This window comes from Paenibacillus sp. CFBP13512 (genome assembly GCF_005233705.1).
Lineage (GTDB): Bacteria > Bacillota > Bacilli > Paenibacillales > Paenibacillaceae > Saccharibacillus > Saccharibacillus nuruki.
This window is the reverse complement of record NZ_QGAD01000001.1, coordinates 196462-221307: the sequence shown is the minus strand read 5'-3', so window position 1 is coordinate 221307 and position 24846 is coordinate 196462. Positions and strand designations below refer to the sequence as shown.

General features: G+C 41.6%; 24 protein-coding genes. 22 read left to right on the top strand and 2 right to left on the bottom strand.

Annotation, left to right across the window (positions count from 1 at the left end):
* Positions 1-293: 293 nt before the first annotated feature.
* From PaeCFBP13512_RS01030 to PaeCFBP13512_RS01005, 6 genes are all read left to right on the top strand, one after another.
* A complete protein-coding gene (locus PaeCFBP13512_RS01030; protein ID WP_137220687.1) occupies positions 294-2516 on the top strand; it encodes a stalk domain-containing protein in 2223 nt (740 codons plus the stop codon).
* A 288-nt stretch (positions 2517-2804) separates the two neighbouring features.
* Positions 2805-3308: a Fur family transcriptional regulator gene (locus PaeCFBP13512_RS01025; RefSeq protein ID WP_137220686.1), complete on the top strand. Its 504-nt coding sequence runs from the start codon at positions 2805-2807 to the stop codon at positions 3306-3308.
* Positions 3305-3589: a membrane protein insertion efficiency factor YidD gene (gene yidD / locus PaeCFBP13512_RS01020; protein ID WP_193555926.1), complete on the top strand. Its 285-nt coding sequence runs from the start codon at positions 3305-3307 to the stop codon at positions 3587-3589. The genes PaeCFBP13512_RS01025 and yidD overlap by 4 nt, the downstream gene beginning before the upstream one ends.
* 373 nt (positions 3590-3962) lie before the next feature.
* Positions 3963-5978 carry a methionine--tRNA ligase gene (gene metG / locus PaeCFBP13512_RS01015; RefSeq protein ID WP_069329088.1) on the top strand — a complete coding sequence of 672 codons (2016 nt, stop codon included), beginning with the start codon at positions 3963-3965 and terminating at the stop codon, positions 5976-5978.
* Between the two features lie 181 nt (positions 5979-6159).
* Positions 6160-6585: a transcriptional regulator MntR gene (gene mntR, locus PaeCFBP13512_RS01010; RefSeq protein ID WP_069329089.1), complete on the top strand. Its 426-nt coding sequence runs from the start codon at positions 6160-6162 to the stop codon at positions 6583-6585.
* A 116-nt stretch (positions 6586-6701) separates the two neighbouring features.
* Positions 6702-8357: a family 10 glycosylhydrolase gene (locus tag PaeCFBP13512_RS01005; RefSeq protein WP_137220685.1), complete on the top strand. Its 1656-nt coding sequence runs from the start codon at positions 6702-6704 to the stop codon at positions 8355-8357.
* A gap of 249 nt (positions 8358-8606) precedes the next feature.
* Here PaeCFBP13512_RS01005 and PaeCFBP13512_RS01000 read toward each other — a convergent pair whose 3' ends face one another.
* Both PaeCFBP13512_RS01000 and PaeCFBP13512_RS00995 read right to left on the bottom strand, forming a co-directional pair.
* Complete coding sequence (locus PaeCFBP13512_RS01000; RefSeq protein ID WP_137220684.1) at positions 8607-8993, bottom strand: hypothetical protein; 387 nt, start codon at positions 8991-8993, stop codon at positions 8607-8609.
* 10 nt (positions 8994-9003) lie between these two features.
* Positions 9004-9996: a DUF1385 domain-containing protein gene (locus tag PaeCFBP13512_RS00995; protein ID WP_137220683.1), complete on the bottom strand. Its 993-nt coding sequence runs from the start codon at positions 9994-9996 to the stop codon at positions 9004-9006.
* 324 nt (positions 9997-10320) lie between these two features.
* Here PaeCFBP13512_RS00995 and PaeCFBP13512_RS00990 point away from each other — a divergent pair, with 324 nt between their 5' ends.
* The 16 genes from PaeCFBP13512_RS00990 (at position 10321) to PaeCFBP13512_RS00915 (ending at position 24813) form a co-directional block, all read left to right on the top strand.
* Positions 10321-11397 (top strand): M24 family metallopeptidase, encoded by a 1077-nt coding sequence (locus PaeCFBP13512_RS00990; RefSeq protein WP_137220682.1) that lies wholly within the window; start codon positions 10321-10323, stop codon positions 11395-11397.
* Between the two features lie 162 nt (positions 11398-11559).
* A complete protein-coding gene (efp, locus tag PaeCFBP13512_RS00985; RefSeq protein WP_069329094.1) occupies positions 11560-12117 on the top strand; it encodes an elongation factor P in 558 nt (185 codons plus the stop codon).
* Between the two features lie 88 nt (positions 12118-12205).
* Positions 12206-12733: a hypothetical protein gene (locus PaeCFBP13512_RS00980; protein ID WP_137220681.1), complete on the top strand. Its 528-nt coding sequence runs from the start codon at positions 12206-12208 to the stop codon at positions 12731-12733.
* Between the two features lie 163 nt (positions 12734-12896).
* Positions 12897-14150: an aspartate kinase gene (locus tag PaeCFBP13512_RS00975; RefSeq protein WP_069329096.1), complete on the top strand. Its 1254-nt coding sequence runs from the start codon at positions 12897-12899 to the stop codon at positions 14148-14150.
* Between the two features lie 178 nt (positions 14151-14328).
* On the top strand, positions 14329-14805 hold the full coding sequence (gene accB, locus PaeCFBP13512_RS00970; RefSeq protein ID WP_069329097.1) for an acetyl-CoA carboxylase biotin carboxyl carrier protein: 477 nt from the start codon (positions 14329-14331) through the stop codon (positions 14803-14805).
* Between the two features lie 43 nt (positions 14806-14848).
* Positions 14849-16192: an acetyl-CoA carboxylase biotin carboxylase subunit gene (gene accC / locus PaeCFBP13512_RS00965; protein ID WP_069329098.1), complete on the top strand. Its 1344-nt coding sequence runs from the start codon at positions 14849-14851 to the stop codon at positions 16190-16192.
* 67 nt (positions 16193-16259) lie between these two features.
* On the top strand, positions 16260-16673 hold the full coding sequence (locus PaeCFBP13512_RS00960; RefSeq protein ID WP_137220680.1) for an Asp23/Gls24 family envelope stress response protein: 414 nt from the start codon (positions 16260-16262) through the stop codon (positions 16671-16673).
* Between the two features lie 72 nt (positions 16674-16745).
* Positions 16746-17285, top strand: a complete 540-nt coding sequence (amaP, locus tag PaeCFBP13512_RS00955; RefSeq protein ID WP_069329100.1) for an alkaline shock response membrane anchor protein AmaP — start codon at positions 16746-16748, stop codon at positions 17283-17285.
* Between the two features lie 15 nt (positions 17286-17300).
* The gene (locus tag PaeCFBP13512_RS00950) at positions 17301-17534 is read left to right on the top strand and encodes a DUF2273 domain-containing protein (protein WP_069329101.1); all 234 of its coding nucleotides are present in this window, start codon (positions 17301-17303) and stop codon (positions 17532-17534) included.
* Between the two features lie 223 nt (positions 17535-17757).
* Entirely contained in the window at positions 17758-18249 is a 492-nt protein-coding gene (nusB, locus tag PaeCFBP13512_RS00945; protein ID WP_069329102.1) for a transcription antitermination factor NusB, read from the top strand.
* Positions 18250-18346: 97 nt separating this feature from the next.
* Complete coding sequence (gene folD / locus PaeCFBP13512_RS00940; protein ID WP_069329103.1) at positions 18347-19204, top strand: bifunctional methylenetetrahydrofolate dehydrogenase/methenyltetrahydrofolate cyclohydrolase FolD; 858 nt, start codon at positions 18347-18349, stop codon at positions 19202-19204.
* Positions 19205-19221: 17 nt separating this feature from the next.
* Positions 19222-20586 carry an exodeoxyribonuclease VII large subunit gene (xseA, locus tag PaeCFBP13512_RS00935; RefSeq protein ID WP_137220679.1) on the top strand — a complete coding sequence of 455 codons (1365 nt, stop codon included), beginning with the start codon at positions 19222-19224 and terminating at the stop codon, positions 20584-20586.
* The gene (xseB, locus tag PaeCFBP13512_RS00930) at positions 20573-20833 is read left to right on the top strand and encodes an exodeoxyribonuclease VII small subunit (RefSeq protein ID WP_069329105.1); all 261 of its coding nucleotides are present in this window, start codon (positions 20573-20575) and stop codon (positions 20831-20833) included. The genes xseA and xseB overlap by 14 nt, the downstream gene beginning before the upstream one ends.
* Positions 20826-21728, top strand: a complete 903-nt coding sequence (locus tag PaeCFBP13512_RS00925; RefSeq protein WP_069329106.1) for a polyprenyl synthetase family protein — start codon at positions 20826-20828, stop codon at positions 21726-21728. Before xseB ends, PaeCFBP13512_RS00925 begins: the two co-directional genes overlap by 8 nt.
* A gap of 216 nt (positions 21729-21944) precedes the next feature.
* Positions 21945-23849, top strand: a complete 1905-nt coding sequence (gene dxs, locus PaeCFBP13512_RS00920; protein WP_137220860.1) for a 1-deoxy-D-xylulose-5-phosphate synthase — start codon at positions 21945-21947, stop codon at positions 23847-23849.
* A gap of 106 nt (positions 23850-23955) precedes the next feature.
* Positions 23956-24813, top strand: a complete 858-nt coding sequence (locus PaeCFBP13512_RS00915) for a TlyA family RNA methyltransferase (protein WP_193555925.1) — start codon at positions 23956-23958, stop codon at positions 24811-24813.
* Positions 24814-24846 lie beyond the last annotated feature (33 nt).

Sequence of the window (24846 nt, the reverse complement as noted above, 5' to 3'; positions counted from 1 at the left end):
TCAAAATAGGTTATTGCATTTATTTGTGGTAAAGTATAATTAATGACGTTTTCTGAGCACATCATGTAGTCAAAAACAGTCTATTCATCGCTGATGGATAAGGCTGTTTTTTATGTGATTTTTCTGCGGAATAGATGTGACTGAAGTGTGAACAGATACGTATGTTGTAAGGTTTCTTAAGGAAGAGAGAAACTTTTCAAGGTTTGGCGCGTCTTATTAATGTGCCAATTCGGGGGAAACACCATCTTTTTGGAAGTGAATTACAGTAAATTGCTATGAGAAGGAGCCTAATAATGAAATTCAAGAAGACTTTACTAATTGCATTACTCGCTGTAGCTCAGACTGTTGCGACTGTTCCAGGAGCGCAAGTGCATGCTGCTGAAGGCGATGTGGATAGCAGTATCGTACAAGATGTCTACAATGATACTCAAGGGACTGTAGGAGATGATACTACAGTAACTGATCCTAATGCAGTTACAGATCCTAACGCAGTGACTGATCCGACGACAGATCCTGCTGGAACAACAGGTGATGGTACAGTGCCAACGGTTCCTACAACGCCACCAACTACAGTTACACCGCCAGTAACTACACCAACAACACCTACCGTGGTGAATGATGTGTATTCGGCTGGACCTAACAAAGTTATTTTTATGATGAACTCTAATCAAATTTATCAAGATGGTAAATTATACTTTTCAGATCAACCTATGGCTGTGAAAAGTGGAGTATCTTACGTATCGGTTCGCGCACTTGTGACCCGTGTCGGTCTGAAGCTTACATACGACGCTAAGACCAAAGAAACGATCATGCAAAAAGACGGTAAAGAATTACGCTTCAAAACAGACAGTAAGTACTACACTGTAAATGGTGTGAACACCTTGATGAAAGGTCCAGCATTCCAACAGAAAAATGTATTTATGGTTCCTTTGACTTCTATTACTCAAGCTCTAAATATTCCTTATACAGTACAAGGTAAATTAGTTGTATTGGATTTGGTTGTTAAACCAACAGCTTCCTTTACAGTTTCCCCTACTGCGATTTATGCAGGTCAAACATTAGTAACGTACAAAACACAATCTAAAACGTCTGATGGCAGTCCTATTGCTAATGAAACATGGACAGGACGCGAAGACATTTTTGCAGAATCAGGTCCTCATGTGATCACGTATTCTGTTATGGATTCGTCAGGACAATGGAGTGATCCTTACACGGTTACCATCAACGTGCTTCCTCCTAACCAACCCCCTGTAGCGATGTTCAATACCAATCAAGAAACGTATCGTATGGGTGAATTGGTTACTTATACAGATATGAGTACTGATGATGAGAATGCTATCAATGCAGGCTTAACTAAATGGGATAACAAACAATTAGCGTTCTTTACACCAGGTCCACAGACAATCACATTGACTGTAACCGATAAACACGGTGCAACAGGAACATATAGCAAAACGATTAATGTAACGGATCAAACATTATATTCGGCTGAAGACTTCTATCCATTATTTACACCAATCGGAGATTCATTCGACTTTAACGGTTCTGTCGTTCCAACATGGGCAACCGTAACCAATGCTCAAGTCAATGATGATCCAAGTCGTCTGATTCGTAGTAACAGTCCTGAACGTGTATTGACTAAAGGTATTGTGTATCAAGAATACGCTACTGGCGCTACACGCTTTATGGTGCATCATTTGAACGAAACCGGTAGTAGCAAAAAAATGTACGTTGTAGCAACGAATCCGAATGCTACACCAGCAACATTGAATATTCAAGCTCTTGGTTTTGGTGGACCGAATCCTTATGCTACAGCAGTAGGTAAAGTTTCTGTTCAACGTTATTTCCAATCGATGCAATCAGGTGCAGAAGCACAATCTGTTGTTCTACAACCTGGACAAAGCCAAGTTATCTTTAACCAACTTAGTGCTACTGCAATGAAAAACGATACAGTTATTTCATTGTTCGGCGATCTAGTAAGTGATTCTAATGTACAATATACAGTGATGATGATTGATGAAAATCAAGATCCGATCGCTGCATTAGCTACAGAACCTAAGCTAGACCGCGATGGTATCCACAACCGTGGTACGTATGACAATGCTGTACGTAATATCCATGTTGCTGACTTGATCGGTAACACAACGATTCGTATGCCAATCGGAGACAACAACAGTGACCCTAACTTAATGGGTACAGATCCATTGTCAATGACTGAAGCTTCTAACGCAGGTAACTTTGGTGTATTGTACAAAATCAAGCTAGACATGGTTGCGCCAAACACGATGATTTCCTTTAATGCTCGTGGTGGTCGTTACTCAGGTTACATGTATGTAAACGGAGCAGTAACAGCAATCAAAAATAACGGTGCAGCAACAACAGCAAATGATAATGTTGTTCTATATCGTACAGGAACATTAGATACAGAAGCCGTGGAATTGTGGTTTACAGCAGCACCTGGTAGTAACTTGCCAGTTAACTTATTATTCACACAATTGCCAGCTAAAAAACAATAATTTTCAAATCAAAAGCTCGAATCAGTGAATGCTGATTCGAGCTTTTTTGATGTTCTATGATAATTGCTGATTTTGGTCAGAATCAATTGACGATTGAGCCTAAATAAGGCATGATGGAGAAATGTGTATGCAGGTGGAAGTAAGCTTCAATTAGTAACGTAATCGCCATAAACTTTTGACGAATTATTGCGCATCGTATACGGTTATGTTGTATAATAGTTATTATTACGAATAATAAGATAAATAGTTTAGAATAGAAAAGATAGATTAGGACAGGAGGAATAACTCATGCTGTCGACAGAACAAATCATCGATACCATGGCAGGACAGGGATTGCGAATAACCGATCAACGCCGCACATTAGCCCGTTTATTTGCAGAAGCTCCCGGGTATCTGACCGCTAAAGATGTATATGACTATATGGGTAAAAAATACAGTGGACTTAGTTTTGATACGGTCTATCGTAATTTACGTGTGATGCAGGAGCTAGGTGTGTTAGAACAGATCGTTTTCGAAGATGGTGTTAAATTTAAAAGCCATTGCAGTCAGGATTGCCATCATCATCATATGATCTGCTTACAATGTGAGAAAACGTACCCGATTGCTTTTTGCCCGATGGATATGACAGATATGCCGGAACAATTTGAAGTGGTTAAACACAAATTTGAAGTGTTCGGTTATTGCAAAGACTGTCGTAAAGAAATGGGTGCCGGAGATGGTAAAGAAGGTCCAACGCTACATCTAAAGCAATCTCATTATGATACACATGAACATGCAGGTAAAAGCCAGTGAAGCCAAAATTGAGTCGTCGTGCGGTACAGGCGCCGATCCATGTGTATCGCAAATTCATTTCACCACTTAAACCTCCAACATGTCGTTTTTATCCGACTTGTTCTCAATATGCACTCGAAGCGATCGGGATTCATGGTGTAGCCAAAGGCATCGGATTAGCTGCTAAACGGATAGGAAAATGTCATCCTTTTCATCCGGGAGGGTTTGATCCTGTACCACCAGCTAAATCCAAAGTGAAATCAGCCTCATCAGTCACCAATCAGGAACAGCAAAATGCTTGACAGGTGATTTGGAAGTTCGGTATATTCATAACATCAAATATCATTTCCTGTGAATGGATAAGTAGATGGAAAAAGCGCCAGTACAGAGAGCCGGAGTAGCTGGGAACCGGTATGGTGAGCGTCATCGAATATGGTCCGGGAGGAACTGTGGTCAAGCATATTCGGTTGTATCGATATGTAAGGCTTCAGCGTGAACCAGCGTTAATGGGCAGTCTGCTAAAGACTGATAGAGTCTACTTTTGCAAAGAAGTAGAGAATTTGGGTGGTAACGCGTGAGTCTATGCTCTCGTCCCATATAGGGGCGAGGGCTTTTTTGCGTCCAGATATGGAAATAACATGATAGTGATTTAACAATATTGAAGGAGGAATTATAATGACAGCCAAACCTACTTTTTATCTAACAACACCTATCTATTATCCAAGTGACAAATTGCATATCGGTCATGCCTATACAACCGTAGCCGGTGATGCTATGGCTCGTTACAAGCGCTTAAGAGGATATGAAGTTCGCTATCTAACAGGAACAGATGAACACGGACAAAAGATTGAACGTAAAGCTTTAGAAAAAGGACAGACTCCTCAACAATTTATTGATGGTGTAGTAGAAGGCATCAAAAAGTTATGGGATCAATTAGACATTTCATATGATGATTTTATTCGTACGACAGAAGAACGCCATAAGATTGTGGTACAAGAAATCTTTGATCGATTGTTGAAGCAAGGTGATATCTATAAAGGTGAATATGAAGGCTGGTATAGTATTCCAGATGAGACGTATTACACAGAAACGCAAATTGTAGATATCGAACGTAATGCAGACGGTGAGATTATCGGTGGCAAAAGCCCGGATAGTGGACATCCTGTAGAATTGGTGAAAGAAGAATCTTATTTCTTCCGTATGAGCAAATATGCAGACCGTTTATTAAAATACTATCAAGATAACCCTGAATTTATTCAACCCGAATCTCGCAAAAATGAAATGATTAATAACTTTATCAAGCCAGGACTTGAAGACTTAGCCGTTTCGCGTACAACCTTTGAGTGGGGCGTACAAGTCAAAGGTGATCCTAAGCATATCGTCTATGTATGGATCGATGCTTTATCTAACTACATTACAGCTCTAGGGTATGGAACCGATAATCCAGAATTATTTAATAAGTTCTGGCCAGCAGATATTCATCTGGTAGGTAAAGAAATCGTACGTTTCCATACCATCTATTGGCCGATTATGTTGATGGCACTTGATCTACCTTTGCCGAAAAAAGTATTTGGTCATGGTTGGTTACTGATGAAAGACGGCAAAATGTCCAAGTCTAAAGGGAATGTAGTAGATCCAGTCACATTGATCGAGCGTTACGGTCTAGATTCACTGCGTTACTACTTGCTACGCGAAGTGCCTTTCGGTTCAGATGGTACATTTACACCAGAGAGCTTTGTCGATCGTGTCAATTCAGATCTAGCGAATGATCTAGGTAACTTGCTTAACCGTTCGGTAGCTATGGTCGATAAGTATTGTAGTGGTACCATTCCTGCTTATCCAGGTCGTGTGCTTGAAGTCGATGGTACGTTAGAAGATATTGCTGCACAAACGATAGAAAAAGTAGAAAACGCATTTGAACACCTAGAGTTTTCTGTAGCTTTGACGGCAATTAGCCAATTGATTAGTCGTACCAATAAATATATCGATGAGACACAACCGTGGGTTCTTGCCAAAGACGAAGCTAACCAACCACAATTGGATTCGGTAATGTATCATTTGGTGGAAACATTGCGGATTGTATCTGTATTGTTACAACCGTTCTTAACACGTGCACCGAAAAAAATCTGGGCACAACTTGGAATAGCAGAAGGCGAACTTACGGCTTGGGAAAGTATTCGTTCGTATGGTCAGATTCCAGCAGGTACAGTTGTAGTGAAAGGCGATCCTATTTTTCCTCGTCTAGATAGCAAAGAAGAAGTGGCTTACATCGTAGAAGCGATGGGTGGCGTATTAACAGCTGCTGCTGAAGCAACACCAACAGCTCCAACGACTTCCGCGCCTGTAGAGGTAGAAGAGCAACAAGCGCCTGAGATTAGTATAGACGACTTTGCTAAAGTGGAACTACGCGTAGCTCAAGTGATCTCAGCAGAGCCTGTTAAAAAGGCAGACAAACTGCTTAAATTACAATTGGATCTAGGAACAGAGCAACGCCAAGTGGTATCCGGTATTGCGAAGTTCTATACACCGGAAGAATTAGTCGGACGCAAAGTCATCTGTGTGACTAATCTCAAACCTGTTAAATTACGCGGAGAAGAATCTAGAGGTATGATTTTGGCGGCTTCTCACGGCGATCAATTGACACTAGCGACGGTTCCAGACGGTATGCCTAACGGTGCAATTGTTAAATAAATAAGGCTTAAATGATCAGGTAGAGCCTTCCGTGGAACAGCATATATGGTGTACACATGGAAGGTTCTTTCTATCGTTTGAACCATGTGCAAAACTTGCCAACTCATGCGAATTAAATGTATGATTATTGAATCAATATTTGCCAAATGAATACAGTATGTAGTGAAAAAGGGGGAGCAAGATGCCAACGCCCAGTATGGAGGATTATTTAGAGCGCATTTATAAATTAATCGATCAAAAGGGATATGCGCGTGTCTCGGATATTGCAGAAGGGTTAGAAGTACATCCTTCGTCCGTTACAAAAATGATCCAAAAATTAGATAAAGATGAATATTTGATTTATGAGAAGTACCGGGGATTAGTGCTGACAAGCAAAGGGAAAAAGATGGGCAAACGTCTTGTAGAACGCCATCAATTGCTTGAAGATTTCCTGAATGTAATCGGTGTTAACCCGGATTATATATACAAAGATGTAGAAGGTATAGAGCATCATTTAAGTTGGAATTCGATTACTCAAATCGAAACATTGTTAGAATACTTCCGTCGTGATCCTTCACGTGTGGAAGCGCTACAGAATCTGCAAAAAGAGCTGATTAGCGACTCGTAAGGCAGGCATCTGTCGATCACTTGGCAGATGTCTTTTATTTTGTTCGCAACTTTGGTACCCGTCAGTCGTCTAATGATATAAGCACCAAGCAACGATTTACTGGAGGTTTTAAATTTATGAAAATGGTTCGTGTTATCGCTGTATTTTTAGTATTGTTGATGATTGTCCCTTCGATCAGTAGTACACTTCATGCCGCAGATTCGGATATTAAGATTATGCTTGATGGAGAACAGATACAAGGGGATGCTGCTCCTTACATAACCAGCAAGAGCAATGTAACCATGGTTCCTTTACGTCTAGTGAGTGAAAATTTGAAAGCTAAAATCGTCTGGAATCAATCGACAAGCACAGTCACGATTACGAGTGATAAGCAAGTGCTGGTACTGACTTCGGGTCAGAATACAGCAACGATTGATAACAAGTCAGTAAGCTTAGATGCTTCAGTTGAAATGAAAAACGGTCGTGTCATGGTTCCGCTACGTTTTATCGGTGAAGGTCTAGGTCTTGATGTGAATTGGGATCAAGCCAACCGTACCGTAAATTTAGCGACAAGTAGCTATCAAGGTACAGGCAGTAAAAATAACAGTAGCAAGCCTTCTACACCAGCTACTACCAATACAGGAACAACAGATAATAGTAACAGTGGCAAAGCGCCAACAAGCACTGTAGCCAAAGATGGGCTTCGTGGTGCATGGGTCTCTACCGTCTACAATCTAGATTGGCCAGCGACATCAGGTGCAACCAAGCAAAAACAAGAATTTTCAAAATTGTTAGATGATCTACAAGGGATGGGTATCAATGCAGTATTCGTACAAGTTCGTCCTGCTGGAGATGCATTGTACAAATCATCACTTATGCCATGGTCAAAATATCTTACAGGAACACAGGGGAAAGATCCGGGTTATGATCCTGTAGAATATATGGTTGCTGAAGCTCATAAGCGTGGGATGGAGTTCCATGCATGGTTTAACCCGTTCCGTGCTACAACAGATGCTAACACCAGTAAGCTTGCAAGCAACAATGTAGTATTGAAGCATCCTGATTGGGTGATTAAGTTCGATAATAAATATTATCTCAATCCGGGGATTCCAGCTGCACGTCAATCAGTCATTGATACTGTGATGGAAGTCGTCAACAACTACAATATCGACGGTGTACATTTAGATGACTATTTCTATCCATATTCAGAGACAGCTTCTAACAAATTCGGTGATGACAGCACCTATGCTAGTTATAACAGCGGTAAATTCAAAACCAAAGCGGATTGGCGTCGTGGAAACATCAATAGCTTTGTGCAACAGCTCAACACATCGATTCATAATTCCAAACCTGCTGTGAAATTCGGAATCAGTCCTTTCGGTGTATGGCGTAACAAATCATCCGATATCACAGGATCAGATACTAAAGCAGGTGTAACTGCTTATGACACTACCTATGCAGATACACGCACATGGATCAAAAATGGTTGGATCGATTATATCGCTCCGCAAGTCTATTGGAGTATGACACTTCCTGTAGCTCGTTATGATAAAGTGGTAGACTGGTGGGCAAATGAAACTAAAAATACAGGTGTAGATCTGTATATCGGCCACGCTCTTTACAAAATCAGCACTCCTGAAATTGGCTGGAGCAGTTCTAACGAGATCATCAACCAGCTCAAATACAACGAGAAATACAGCAATATCAAAGGCAGTATCTTCTTTAGCGCTAAAGATTTGAAAAAGAACCCACAAGGTGTATTAGCGAAATTACGTTCATACTGGGGATTGTAAAATAGCACAAAAGTAGAAAAAGAGATTTCATCAGCCATTACAATAGGTGATGGAATCTCTTTTTTTGATTGGAAAAGAAATATTGATAAATTAGAACATTAAAATCTGAGAGCATTATAGTCAGACAGCAAAGAAAAAGCATGATCTGTTCCTCTGTGAGAAGGAAAAGTCATGCTTTTTCTTGATAGATATAATCAGCTTTATTGCAACAATAGCTATACGGAACTGATCTACATTCTATTTATTGATCTAGTGAAACTTAGGTGCTTCATCGTCGTCTTTACCTTTGTTACCTTGAATAACTTGAAAAGGATAATTCTTTTTGGGCTTGGATTGATGACTATTCGATGGTCTAGCAGAAGTGGTTTTGTAATTGTTTTTTTGTGAGCCGTTCATCTTGGCCATGGTACGTGCAGAAGGTTTGACTTTAGGCCCTTGATAACTTCGACCAGACATACCAGAAGCTGACCGCATTACCAAAAATAAAACGACAATCAAGATGATCGGTACAATGAGATTCGCCCAATTGTACGTTGCAGGAGAAGCCACCATTTGGAATATTTCAAGAAACAGCCCGACCGCACCTAGCAGAATAGCAACTCCAAATACAATCAGTTGAACAGGTGATTTTCTCATTTTATTATCATCATCCTTTCACAGGGTCAGGAGAAGCAGTAGTTACTGCCGAACGCACATGTTGTTGTTCAAGTGCAGCGTCTAATTCACGCATACGGTTAAATGAAGCAATTGAAACTTCGATTTGATCCAGTGTCGGTTCTTTGGTCGTTAACAATTGTAACCATAACCCCGGATATCCTAAATACCGTAGAATGGGTACTTCACGTAAGCTATTCGTAAATTTCAAAAATTCAAACGAAACTCCGATAACGACAGGCAACAAAACGATACGCTGTATAATCCGCTCGGTGAGGCTATCCCAACTAAACAGTGCATAGATAATAACTCCGATAATAACGGTTAATATAATAAAACTGCTTCCACAGCGATAATGTAGACGACTATACTTTTGTACATTTTCAGGGGTTAACTCTTCGCCGTGTTCATAAGCTGTAATGACTTTATGTTCAGCACCATGATACTGAAAGAGTCGCTTAATCATCGGTGTCTGTGAGATCGCCCAGAGATAGATTAAGAGCAGGATAATTTTGATAACACCTTCAAGTAAGGTATGCAGTGCATGATTATCGAAGGCTCTACCGAATAATAAACTTTCTACAAATACGGGAACGAGTGTGAATACAAGCTTACCTACAATGAGTGAAAGGATACCCACTACTGCAACACCAAGCATCATACTAAGACTCATTTTGGATTCTTCTTTTTGCTTCTGTTCTGCATATTCTTCAGGGCTCATCTGATCTTCTGAATACGCATCGGCTGCATAATTGAGATGTTTGGAGCCTTTGGCACTTGAATCAATCAAACTTATAATTCCTCGCAACAATGGAATGCGGCGTAATGTTTTGACCCATGACTTATCTTGTCTAGGTACTTCTAAAAAGGTGATTTCACCATCTTTACGTCTTACAGCTGTCACATTCACATTTTTTCCGCCGAACATAACGCCTTCTATTACTGCTTGGCCGCCATAGCTCGGAGGAGCAGATTGTTTTGACAAGTACAGTCACCCTTCCGTAGTTCGACATTACCGTTATTTACGAAATGCCTGATCAAGCTTATCTATTGATCTATAATTGCTAGAAATAAGCCTATCCTTTAATTGTAGCGGATTTGGCTGATTTTTACCAGAATACGCTATCAGCAAGCTAGATAGAATGAATAAGATATTCTACTGCCTATTCTCAAAATTGCAATTGGTATGGTAAAATAATTTTTGGCTATTTCTCATTTTACATTTGTCCAAAATGATCACAATACGAGGATACACAGAACCAAGCAGATATCGTGTTTTATTCTAAAATGCTGAAGGGGAGAGATGTAATTGAGTACACAACGTTTAAATAAGTTACGTCAAGCGATGCAAGAACAACAGTTAGAAGCCTTACTAATTACAAGTAGTGTGAACCGCAGATATTTGACAGGGTTTACAGGTTCGGCAGGTTATGTGCTTGTCACTGCGCAAGAAGCTTACTTATTGACTGATTTCCGTTATATGACTCAAGCGCCAGAACAAGCTACTGCTTTTTCAGTGGTAGAACATTCTGCAAATGTAGTCGATACGATGAAAGAATTGTTGGCTAAAGGCAATATCAGCAAACTTGGATTTGAACAAGATTTGGTGCCTTATAGCAGATACGCAATGTACAGCAAGCATTTAGCACCTGTTGAGCTAGTTCCTGTATCTGGCATCATGGAAGAGATTCGTAATTTCAAAGATGCTGAAGAGATTGCAATTATTGAGAAAGCAACCGATATTGCAGATCGTACATTCAGTCATATTTTGAACTACATCAAGCCAGGGGTAACCGAGCAACAGATCGAACTCGAAATGGAATCCTTTATGCGCCGTCTAGGAGCTACAGGCACTTCATTTGAAACGATTGTTGCATCGGGTGAACGTTCTGCTTTACCTCATGGTGTAGCCAGTGAAAAAGTTATAGGGGCAAATGAATTTGTCACTTTGGACTTTGGTGCGATTTATCAAGGATATGTATCGGATCTTACACGTACTGTTTTTGTAGGTACACCGACAGATGAGCATCGCAAAATTTACAATATCGTACTGGAAGCACAGCTGAATACGCTTAAACACCTAAAACCGGGTATGAGCGGTAGAGATGCAGACGCACTAGCGCGTGATGTGATTGCTTCTCATGGTTACGGTGACGCATTTGGACACAGTACAGGTCATGGTATCGGTATGGAAGTACATGAAGAACCTCGCCTTTCTAAAATGAGCGATACGGTATTATCTCCAGGTATGGTGGTAACTGTAGAACCGGGAATTTATATTCCAGGCTTCGGTGGAGTACGGATTGAAGATGATGTGTTGATAACAGAAGACGGTATTCGTGTGTTAACGCATTCGACCAAAGAATTTACGATTTTACCGGTATAACGAAAAGTTTATCCTGTTATGCAGGATGATGACTATCATTTGCCGAATAAAATACCTGTATATGATGATATAGTATCCGATTGATATGGGGTATAGTACAATATATAGGCTTCATAGAATTATGCAAGAGACCAGCTTTACCACATCTGAGGAGGCGTTATTTTGATTTCAGTAAATGATTTTAAAACAGGTTTGACCGTAGAAGTAGAAGGAAATATTTATTCCGTTTTGGAATTCCAACACGTAAAACCGGGTAAAGGCGCAGCATTCGTGCGTTCTAAATTGAGAAACTTGCGTAACGGTAACGTAGTAGAACGTACTTTCCGTGCAGGTGAAACCATCGCTCGTGCTCAAATCGAAAACCGTGGCGTTCAATATTTGTATGCAAGTGGTGACGAGCATGCATTTATGGACAACGAAACATACGATCAATTCGAATTGAACTCCAAGCAATTGGAATGGGAATTGAAATTCTTGAAAGAAAACATGACCGTTAACATCGTTAGCTATCAAGGTGAAATTCTTGGAATTAACTTGCCAACAAGCGTAGAGTTGGCTGTTACAGAAACAGAGCCAGGAATCAAAGGTAACACTGCAACAGGCGCAACTAAAAATGCAAAATTGGAAACAGGACACACGGTTCAAGTGCCTATGTTTATCAACGAAGGTGACGTTCTAATCATCGATACTCGTGAAGGTAAATACGTTTCTCGCGCATAGAACTTATTATTGTACAAGTGAAAGAATGAGTGGCTTTGATGCCTGCTCATTCTTTTTTTAGAATCAAATTACGATAAGGAGTGCCTATATGGACAATTTTGAAGTCGTTTTTGATATACATATTTCCTATATAGATCAACTATTACAACAGGAGCTAGACATCACGTCAGCCGATATAAAATCTTCTCATTTTTATGATCAAGCTACAGCGAAAGATATAGAATGGTACGATATTGATTCGTTCTCAACCTTTTTATTACGTGCAGGTACAGGAACTATATTGTTTAAAGTCATTGAACTAGGTACAGAATTAAAAGAAGTATTAACTGTTATTTCATCAGATGGAGAATATATTACGATGGAATTTAATTTTAGAGATACAGAGTTGATGTATGAGGGTGTATTAGACTCGAAGAAGTGCTTACATATGCTTACCTACTTCCAAAAATGGATAGAACCATATCACATAAACGCTATCACATTTGGACATGAACCTGCTACAGATAAGGATATGTGCTTGATTGAGATCACAGAACATACTGTTCTATCGCAATCGATTATGGATCAATGGAGAATGAATAGACAGCATATAAAGCAGAATAATAATCTGTTATAGCTTTTTTAATTTACGGGTAGTACTTAACGCGTTCTCGTATTATACTGTTAAAGACTAAGCATGTTCATGCATTATTATGTATGAAACGCCTAAATACGCTGTTCAATCCGGGTAGAATATGGAAGAGATAACATACCCGTATCATGTAGGGAGTGAAGAGGTCTTGGCTTTGTATGTTATGAAATTCGGTGGTAGTTCCGTTGGGGATACCGAGCGCATGCAACGTGTAGCAAAGCGCATTGTTGAGAAGCAAGATGAAGGGCACGACTGTGTAGTAGTTGTTTCAGCGATGGGAGATACAACAGATGATTTGATTGATCAGGCACGTCTGCTCAATCCGAATCCACCTGCTCGTGAAATGGATATGTTGATGACAACAGGTGAGCAGATTTCGATGGCGATGTTATCGATGGCGATTCAGCATCTAGGTCGAGAAGCGGTATCTTTCACCGGCTGGCAAGCAGGTTTTGAGACAGAAGCAGAACATGGTAAGGCACGCATTCGGAATATTCAGCCTGAACGTGTACTGAAAGCAATCGGCGCAGGTAAGATCGTGATCGTTGCTGGATTCCAAGGCATTACAGCCGAAGGCGAGATTACAACATTTGGACGTGGAGGTTCGGATACGACAGCCGTTGCATTGGCAGCTGCAATCCATGCCGATACTTGCGAGATTTATACCGATGTCGATGGAATTTATTCTACCGATCCACGGATTGTCAAATGTGCTCGCAAACTAGAAGAAATATCTTATGACGAAATGCTAGAACTGGCAAATCTAGGTGCGGCGGTACTTCATCCGCGTGCTGTAGAATATGCGAAGCATAACAATGTACGACTCGTTGTGCGCTCTAGCTTTAACTATAATGAAGGAACCGTTGTGAAGGAGGAGACAACTATGGAACAGGGAGCAGTCGTCAACGGCATTGCTTATGATAAAAATGTAGCACGTCTTACAATCCGTGGTGTTGCTGATCTACCGGGAGTACTTGCAAAAATGTTCGGAGAACTAGCAACGGCCAAGATCGATGTCGATCTGATCGTACAGAGCGGTGTGTTAGATGGCAAAGCAGACTTTTCCTATACCGTGAGTCTGGCGGATCGTGAACGTGCGCTTGCTGTGATGGAAAGCTTACGTAGCGAACTTCCTTTCAGTGAAGTCACTTCTGAAATTGATCTAGTTAAAGTATCGATCGTGGGTGCAGGAATGGTAAGTCACCCGGGTGTAGCGGCGCAAATGTTCGCTGCCATCTCTGCACAAGGTGTAAGTATCAAGATGGTAAGTACATCCGAGATCAAAGTATCCTGTGTCATCGAAGCCAGTCGCTTGCAAGATGTCGTGGCTGCACTTCATACAGCATACGGTCTGGATACCGAAGAACAAGCATTTGTAGGCGGTCCTCAAGATCGTCGTTAATCGTATATCAAAAGGGCAGAAACATTCGAAAAGAAAGAGTGTTTCTGCCCTTTTTTGCGAGAAGCTATCGCGCCGAATAAAACGAATTTTGAAAACGGCTAGGATGTGCTATAATACATAGCGTTATGTGTAACTTTCCGTGTACAACGGGCGATGAAGCCAAAGGAGTGAAAAATAGATGTTTAACTTAAATGAAATTAAAGAATTGATTCAATTGGTAGACGAGACATCTGTACAAGAAGTAGAAATCGAAAATGAAGGATCACGTCTAGTGATTCGCAAACCAAGCAAAGCTGAAACGGTATATGTACAGCAAGCGACAACTGCACCTGCTGCAACATCTCAAGTCGTGCAAGCGCCAGTTAATGCACCTACTACAACTTCTGCACCAACGACTCCGGAAGTAGACCCTTCTCTACATACGATTGTATCGCCTATGGTTGGAACGTTCTATCGTTCTTCTTCACCAGAAGCGGCTCCTTTTGTAAGTACGGGTGATAAAGTCAACGATAAATCCACTGTATGCATTATCGAAGCGATGAAGCTGATGAATGAGCTTGAAGCAGAGACAAACGGAACAATCGTAGAGATTTTGGCAGAAAATGGACAACTTGTTGAATACGGACAGCCATTATTTTTAGTAAAACCGGAATAAGCAAGGCACTGCTTTTGCCAAATCCCGGAGGAGGAAACGTAAAATGAAATTTCATAAAATACTGATAGCGAATCGTGGCGAAATAGCGGTTCGTATTATCCGTGCTTGCCGTGAGTTAGGCATAGCAACAGTAGCGGTTTATTCTGAAGCAGATCGCGAATCATTACATGTGCGTCTAGCAGACGAAGCTTACTGTATCGGACCCACTTTATCCAAAGACAGCTACTTGAACTTAACCAACTTAATGAGTGTTGCGACATTGACTGAATGTGATGCGGTTCACCCAGGGTATGGTTTCTTAGCTGAAAATGCAGATTTCGCAGAGATTTGTGAATCTTGCAATATTACGTTTATCGGACCATCTCCAGATGCGATTACACGTATGGGTGATAAGTCTGAAGCGAAGCGTACAATGATTGCCGCAGGCGTACCGGTTATCCCGGGTTCTGACGGAATTGTGGAAGACATGGATGAAGCGATTATAATCGCTCGTGAGATTGGATACCCTGTGATTATCAAAGCAACCGCAGGTGGTGGAGGTAAAGGGATTCGTCTTGCAGAAGATGAAGAATCATTGATCAAACAAATCACAGCCGCACAACAAGAAGCGCAAAAAGCTTTTGGTAATGGTGGCGTCTATTTAGAGAAATATTTAACGTCGATGAAGCATGTCGAAGTACAGATTATTGCGGATAAGCATGGTAATGCTGTTCATTTAGGTGAACGTGATTGCTCTGTACAACGTCGTCGTCAAAAGCTTGTCGAAGAAGCACCTTGTCCTGTATTATCTCCTGAATTGCGCGAAGAAATGGGCGCTGCGGCTGTACGTGCAGCAGTAGCTGTTAATTACTCTGGCGCAGGTACACTTGAGTTCTTGCTCGGACAAGATGGACAATTTTATTTCATGGAAATGAATACTCGTATTCAAGTTGAACATCCAGTAACAGAAATGGTTACAGGAATCGACTTAATCCAAGAAATGATTTCTGTTGCAGAAGGTAATCCACTTTCGTTCCGTCAAGATGAAGTGGTTATCAACGGCTGGTCGATGGAATGTCGGATCAATGCGGAAGATCCTGAGCGTAACTTTATGCCAAGCCCGGGTAAAATTGATTTCTACCTTGCTCCAGGTGGTCCAGGTGTGCGTGTAGATAGTGGTGCTTATCCAGGATATACGATTAGCCCTTATTACGATTCCATGATCGCTAAGTTGATTGTCTGGGCTCCAACCCGTGAACAAGCGATTGCGAAGATGAAGCGTGCATTAGATGAATTTGCGATTGAAGGGATTTATACTACGATTCCTTTCCATATGCGCCTACTGAATCATGAGACATTTGTACGTGGCGATTTTGACATCAAATTCCTTGAGGAAAATGAAGTTTAAGCTCGTTTGTCAATGAATCATTCACATGTTATATTTAGTTTACTTAGCAGGAGGTGTATAGATAAATATGAGTACGTTACCGACTGAATTTGAGCGGACAGATATAGGTGAGATTCAGATTGCTCCTGAAGTGATAGAAGTCATCGCTGGTCTAGCGACGATTGAAGTAAAAGGTGTAGCAGGTATGAGTGGTGGTTTTGCCGGTGGCATTGCTGAATTACTAGGTCGCAAAAATCTTTCCCGTGGTGTAAAAGTAGAAGTGGGACAACGTGAAGCAGCTGTAGACGTGTCTGTTATTGTTCATTATGGACATCGTCTGCCTGAAGTGGCAGCTGAGATTCAACGTAATGTCAAACGCTCGATCGAAACGATGACTGGCTTAATCGTAGTCGAAGTGAATGTGCAGATTCATGATGTACATTTAGAGACAATGGAGAAGAACAGAAGCGAAGAAGTTGAATTTTCACAACGGGTCAAATAAGTACGAAAAGCAATCATAAACCCCCGACGTAACAGTCAGGGGTTTACTATAATGTAAAGGGGCTGCACACTCTTGGCTAAAATTATAGACAGACTGCTGTTGTTTATTTACAGCCTGAGCATTGGAATCTTGTCTGTGCTTGCAATCCTTTTACTAAGTGGCAAAGTGCCTGTAGAATTAAATGATCGGAACGAGCAGAATCTATACATTACGATCGTGATTGTAGCTGTTATCTTATTTTTGCTAAGTATCCGCTTTTTTTATCTATCAGTGCGTTCAGAGCGTGGGCATCATCACTCTGTACATCAACGGACAGAATTTGGCGATATTCAGATATCATTGGAAACGATTGAAAATATGTGTCTCAAATCAGCAGAACGTACAAAAGGTGTGCGCGATGTCAAAACACGTGTGCGTGTAATTGAATCCGGACTTGAAATTATGATTAGAGCGATCGTAGACGGTGAAAGTTCGATTCCTGAACTGACCGAAAATATGCAAAAAACCGTTCATGATCAAGTGGAAGAAATTACCGGTATTCCAGTGTCCTCGGTATCGGTATTTATAGCAAATATCGTTCAATCCCCTGCATTCAAAAGCAGAGTGGAGTAGAAGGGAGTTCTCCTTATGATATGGAAAGCCATCTGGGAAACTCACGGAGGACGGATAACAGGTGTAGCCGCAGGTCTATTGTGCGGAGTATTGTATTTGGTAGTTGGCTTTTGGGATATGTTGTTCTTTGCACTGTTAGTGTTCATAGGCTATAGCGTCGGCAAGCACAAAGATATGCGATTAGGCTCTGTGATTCCCTGGGAACGGGTGAATGCATGGATATCGGATCGCTGGCGCCCGTTTAAATGAACCTGTCATACATCATTCCCGGACCACGTATTGGATTATAAATTATACAGCCGGGCATGATGTACGACAGGTTTTTTGGTATGCTAGAGGAATGAACTTATGAATCGATAGATGCGAATAGGTTGTCGTGAGTAAAATATAATGAATTGAAAATAATAAGGTACACAGGATAGTAAGCTGACAATAGCAATAGCTGCTTATCCATACCGGGAGGAACCCAAGAATGAAAAGAAGATTAGCACGTGAGATCGTTGTACAAAGTTTGTATCAGATGGAAATGAACGATGTAAAAGCAGAAGAAGCAATCGAAATGATTTTGGAAGAAGCGGCTCAAGAAAACGAATCTGAAGTTGAAATTCGTGACGAAGCTAAATTAAAATCATATGTGCTTGATATCGTAAATGGTACATTTACAAACAAAGAAGCGATCGATCATCTATTGGAAGAATATTTGAAAGGCTGGCAGATCAGCCGTCTATCTCGTGTAGACAGTCAGATTTTGCGTCAAGCGGTCTATGAAATGGTATTCCATAATGATGTACCTGCCAAAGTCGCTGTCAATGAAGCGATTGAATTATCCAAACATTTTGGTACAGAAGAATCCGGTAAATTCGTTAACGGTGTTCTGGGTAAAATGATTCAAGACTTGGATAAACTCAAAGAAACACACACCAAAGCTGAAGCAGAAACGGAAACACAAGCTGAAGCCGAATAAGAAATTGGAATACAAAAGATCATCAGACATCAACGATAAACGTCAAGCAGTTGAACGATAAAACTTAATTTTCCGAACAGGTAAAGGAGCGATTATCATGACAGCAACAATTATCAATGGTAAGCAAATAGCAGAAGACATTCGTGAAGGTATCCGTCAAGAAATGGAACAATTGAAAACAACAGGTTTCCAACCGGGACTCGCTGTTGTACTTGTAGGTGAAGATCCTGCTTCACAAGTATATGTGCGCCATAAAGAAAAAGCTTGTCATGATCTTGGCTACTATTCTGAAGTACACCGTCTGCCATCAACGACTTCGCAAGAAGAATTGTTAGCGATGGTAGATCAACTGAATAAGCAAGAAAATATCAATGGTATTCTGGTACAACTTCCATTACCGAAGCAGATCGAAGAAAAAGCAATTATTAATGCGATTGCTCCTGAAAAAGATGTGGATGGTTTCCATCCGATCAGTGTAGGGAATCTGGTCATTGGTGATGATAGTCTGTTACCTTGTACACCTGCGGGCGTTATCGAATTAATTAAGCGTGCAGGCGTTGAGATTTCGGGTAAACATGCTGTGGTGATTGGACGTAGTAACATTGTAGGGAAACCTGTTTCTTTGTTGTTACAACGTGAAAATGCAACAGTAACTATGTGTCATTCCCGTACAAGCAATATGAAAGAGTTAGCGAAGCAAGCAGATATTCTGGTCGTAGCGATTGGTAAAGCCAACTTTGTCGATGCTAGTTATATCAAGCCAGGTGCTGTCGTGATCGATGTAGGTGTGAATCGTCTGGAAAATGGTAAGCTTGCCGGTGATGTTGATTTTGAAAGTGCTACACAAGTATGTGGCCCGATTACACCTGTTCCTGGCGGTGTAGGTCCAATGACGATCACGATGTTAATGCAGAACACTCTGGTCGCTGCCAAACGCGCTCACGGCTTGAAGTAAGGAAGGCGGCTGATGGTATGCAGCAGCAAAAAGTCTATTCAATCAAAGAAATAAACAAATATATTCGGATGAAAATGGAATCGGATCAACTGCTATCTGAAGTATGGTTACGCGGAGAAATCTCGAATTTCACTCATCATTCTAGTGGACATATGTATTTCACGTTAAAAGATGAAAGTAGCCGTATCAAAACGATTATGTTCGCTTCTCATAATCAGCGACTTCCTTTTATACCCAAAGAAGGCGCTAGAGTGATGGCAAAAGGAAATATATCGGTCTTTGAACGGGATGGTCAGTATCAATTCTATGTCACACAAATGCAACCTGATGGCATCGGCAGTCTATATCTGGCGTATGAACAGCTCAAACAGAAGCTAGAACATGAAGGGCTGTTTGATCATGGACGCAAACGTCCGTTGCCTGCTTTTCCCAAAGTGATCGGTGTGATTACATCGGGGACAGGAGCAGCGGTACGGGATATTTTGACGACTATTCGTCGACGTTATCCGATTGTTAAGATTGAAGTCTACCCTGTACTGGTGCAAGGAAAAGGTGCAGGTTCATCGGTAGTCAAAGCGATTCAGAATTTCAATCGTATGCAAGAAGCCGATGTACTGATTGTGGGTCGTGGTGGTGGATCACTGGAAGAATTGTGGGCGTTCAATGAGGAGATCGTTGCTCGTGCGATTGCTTCTTCTAAAATCCCGATCATTTCAGCAGTCGGTCATGAGACGGACTTTACGATCGCTGATTTTGTAGCCGATCTTCGTGCTGCAACGCCTACAGCGGCGGCAGAGCTAGCCGTACCCAATATCAATGAATTACGTGCGCAAGTAGAGCAACGTCGTAGACAGCTCAATCAAGGGCTGTTACGTCTATCTCAGCGTCAACGGGAACGGTTAGAGCGTCTACGCCGTGCACCTGTATTGTTACATCCTCAGCGTCATCTGGTACAACATATGACGAGATTAGATATGCTTGAAAGACGGCTAACCAGTAGTCTACAGCGCCGTGCGCATATGCAGCGTGATCGTCTGGGACGTTTCAATCAGCGATTAGCCCGTCATAATCCGCAAGAACAATTGATCTATGCTCGTCGTCGTACCGATACGGCACGTCAACAATTGGAGCTTCGTATGAGTAGTATTTTACGGCAAAAGCAACAAAAGTTAGGCTTTGGCATGAAGCAACTGGATGCGTTAAGTCCACTTAAAGTCATGGCAAGAGGATACAGTCTGGTCTATGACGAACAAGAGCAACAACTGGTCAAATCGGTACAACAAGTGCAACAAGGTGATCATATTATCGTCAACGTAGAAGATGGACAATTGAATTGTCAGGTGACAGAGATCAAGGAGGCGGCAACCGATGGCAAAAGCTGAAAAAGAAAAAGAGTTAAACTTCGAAGAAGCAATGGATCGTCTGGAAGAAATCGTCTCCGAACTGGAAAATGGAGATGTTCCACTGGAAAAAGCAATCGACCTTTTTCAACAAGGAATGAAATTATCTCAAATCTGCGGTTCGAAATTAGAGCAAGTGGAACGTAAAATTGAAATGATCGTAGAGGAAGATGGCGAACTACGTAAAAAGCCATTTGATACCTCAGAAAGCGGTGGCAGTATTGACTAGTCGTCCGGATCTACAAACATATATGCAAGAGATTGCTACTTATGTGGGCGATCAATTGAAATTCGTGTTACCGATTGAATGGAGTGTACCGGTTAATCTGCAAGAGTCGATGCAATATTCGTTAATGGCAGGTGGGAAAAGACTGCGTCCATTGTTCGTGATTGCAGCAGCAGAAGCGTTAGGTGGCAGTCGTGAAGCGGCTTTACCTGTAGCTTGCGCTGTAGAAATGGTGCATACGTATTCGCTTGTCCATGATGATCTACCGGCAATGGATAATGATGATTATCGTCGGGGTAAGCTTACCAATCATAAAGTTTATGGCGAAGCGATGGCGATTCTAGCAGGTGATGCATTGTTAACGCAAGCTTTTTATACAGTCACTCAAGCGTCCAAAGCAGGAGTATCCGCAGAAGCGCTACTTGCGATTGTTAGCGATATGTCTGAGTATGCTGGGCCTCGTGGAATGGTTGGCGGTCAGGTGGCTGATATGGAAGGCGAGCAAGGAATGACTGAAATTGCTCAACTCGAATATATCCATTTGCACAAAACAGCTGATCTATTTATGTTCTCGTTAACGGCTGGCGCACGTACAGCAGGTGCAACGCAGCAACAACTGGATGCTTTGCGTCGCTTCGGTTCTGATCTCGGTTTAGCTTTTCAAATTCAGGATGATATTCTGGATGTGATTGGAGACGAGGCATTACTGGGTAAAAAGACACAAAGCGATATTAAAGCTCAAAAAGTGACTTATCCTTATTTTATCGGACTAGAAGCTTCACAAGCAGAAGTAGCACGCTTGACCGAAAGCGCGAAGCAAGCTCTAGCAGAAGCTAATTTAGCAGATTCACAACGATTAACCGAGATTGCTGATTATCTGGTAAAAAGGGACCATTAATCGTAAGGAATGATCATTTTAGTTCGTCTATACGTATATAGGATAGACATTCACTATTCAGGAGCATTCACACATGCATTTTCGAAAAAAAGGGAATGTTGTGATATAGTGAATAATAATATAAAAGATAGATGAAAAGTTGGACAAGGTAAACATTATAATTTTAAAACCAATTGGATGTCGATAAGCATTCAACAAGGAAAGCGGGGAAATGGTGTGCTGCTTCCACAGATTCATCAACCAAGTGATCTTAAAGATCTAACAACGGAACAATTAGCCGATTTAGCAGGCGAGATTCGTCAATTTCTGATCGAAAAATTGTCAGTAACTGGCGGGCACCTTGCTTCTAATCTGGGTGTAGTGGAGCTCACCCTGGCACTTCATTATTTGTATGATAGTCCAAAGGATAAAATGATTTTTGATGTTGGACATCAAGCGTATGTGCACAAGGTATTGACAGGACGGATGGATCGTTTTGATACATTACGTAAATACCAAGGATTATGTGGATTTGTAAAACGCAATGAAAGTGAACATGACGTATGGGAAGCTGGACATAGCAGCACTTCTTTATCCGCAGCTATGGGTATGGCACTTGCACGTGATTTCAAAAAAGAAGATAACAAAGTTATCGCTATTATTGGTGATGGTGCGTTAACAGGTGGTATGGCATTCGAAGCATTGAACCATATCGGTCATGAACAACGTAAATTGACAGTGATCTTGAATGATAACGAAATGTCGATTGCTCCAAACGTAGGCGCAATGCATAAATATTTGGGTAAGATTCGCTCGGATAAAAATTATTTGCGTGCAAAAGACGAAATGGAATCATTGATCAAAAAGATTCCAGCAATCGGCGATAAAATTGCTAAAACGGCTGAAAAGCTTAAAGATACACTGAAATATGCTATGGTATCTGGCGTATTGTTCGAAGAACTAGGATTTACCTATTTGGGACCTGTGGATGGTCATGATTTACCGAAATTGTTGGAAACGTTGCAACAAGCAGACAATGTAGAAGGACCTGTATTAATCCATGTGGTGACGATCAAAGGTAAAGGATACTTGCCAGCTGAAGCCGATTCTTACAAATGGCATGGTATTACACCATACAAAATTGAATCCGGTCAAGTGCTCAAAGCAGCAGGCGGTCATCCGATGTATACCGAGGTATTTGGTCAGACATTGATCGAACTTGCAGAACAAGATGAGCGCATTGTGGCAGTTACGCCAGCAATGCCTGGTGGTTCTGGATTGTTCCCATTTGCAGCTCGTTTCCCGGATCGTATGATTGATGTAGGGATTGCAGAGCAACATGCAGCAACGATGTGTGCGGCGCTTGCGATGGAAGGCATGAAGCCTGTATATGCAGTGTATTCTACCTTTATGCAGCGTGCTTATGATCAGATTGTACATGATATTTGTCGTCATAATGCCAATGTGATGTTCGCTATTGACCGTGCTGGCTTTGTCGGCGCAGATGGCGAGACGCATCAAGGCGTATACGATATCGCATTTATGCGTCATATTCCGAATATGGTTATTATGATGCCGAAAGATGAGAATGAACTTCGTCATATGATGAAAACAGCTGTCGATTACAATGATGGCCCTATCGCTTACCGTTACCCACGGATTAGTGGCTTAGGTGTACCATTGGATCAAGTGCTGACAGCGATTCCGATCGGACAATGGGAAACGGTACGTGAAGGTGAAGGTTACGCGATTCTAGGTTCTGGGCCGATGGTTCAACTTGGACTTGAAGTAGCGGACGAACTGAAACGTGACGGTATGAACATATCTGTTGTTAATGCTCGCTTTATGAAGCCATTAGATGAGCAATTGTTGCTTGATCTAGCAGCAAAAGGTACACGTATGCTTGTAGTTGAAGAAGCTTCGCAAGCAGGTAGTATGGGTAGTGCTGTGCTTGAGTTCTTTGCTTCTAAAGGATTACACGATGTTGCTATAGGCATCATGGGTGTACCGGATGAATTTATCGAACACGGTAGTATCAAAGATCAGCAACGTGAAGCTGGATTAACCACTGAAAATATCGCTACCGCTCTCAAAGCGCTTGCGCCAGGCGAAGCGATTACTTTTCACAAAAACTCAGTTTAACATTTGTATCTCTACACCATAAGATCAACAGAAGCGAAGCGGAGGGCATTCTTTCCGCTTCGTTTCATGTTGTTATTTCATTTTGCAAGCTAGGAGATATCCAATCATGGCAAGTGACAAAGAACGAATCGACGTCTTACTCGTCGAACAAGGCTACTACGAGAGTCGTGAGAAAGCCAAGGCAGCAATTATGGCTGGATTGGTCTACGCAGGCACAGAGCGTCTGGAGAAGCCAGGCATGAAGATAGCTCGTGACACCGATCTAAATGTCAAAGGTTCGGTTCATCCGTATGTAAGCCGCGGTGGATTGAAGCTAGAGAAAGCATTGAAACATTTTGAAATTCCTATGACAGGACGTACCATGCTTGATATTGGTTCCTCTACAGGAGGATTTACCGACTGTGCACTTCAACATGGGGCAGAATACGTATATGCGATTGACGTAGGGTACAATCAGCTGGATTGGTCGCTTCGCAATCATCCGCAAGTACAAGTGATGGAACGTACCAACTTCCGCTATATGACACCGGATCAACTAGAAGGACCACGACCTAATTTTGCAAGTATCGATGTGTCATTTATTTCGTTACGATTGATGTTGCCGCCGCTGAAAGAATTGCTTAATCGTCCTGCTGATATTGCAGCGCTGATCAAGCCTCAATTTGAAGCCGGTCGTGACAAAGTCGGTAAAACAGGCGTAGTGCGTGATCCGAAGATTCATGAAGAAGTATTACTGCATGTTCTTACGTTTGCAAGAGAGATCGGATATGTACTCAAAGGCGTAACGTTCTCCCCGATTACAGGCGGAGAAGGCAATATCGAATTTCTAGCTCACTGGTATCTACCTTCCGGTGAAGGGGACGATACGATCGAACAATGGGATGTTATTGATATTCCTGCGCTTGCTTCTCAGACAGCCCTTGAAGCCGCTCATACATTCCGCGGTGGTTCAGCCAAAAAGTAAAACATTCATACAGCATGACCTATATCTATGCAA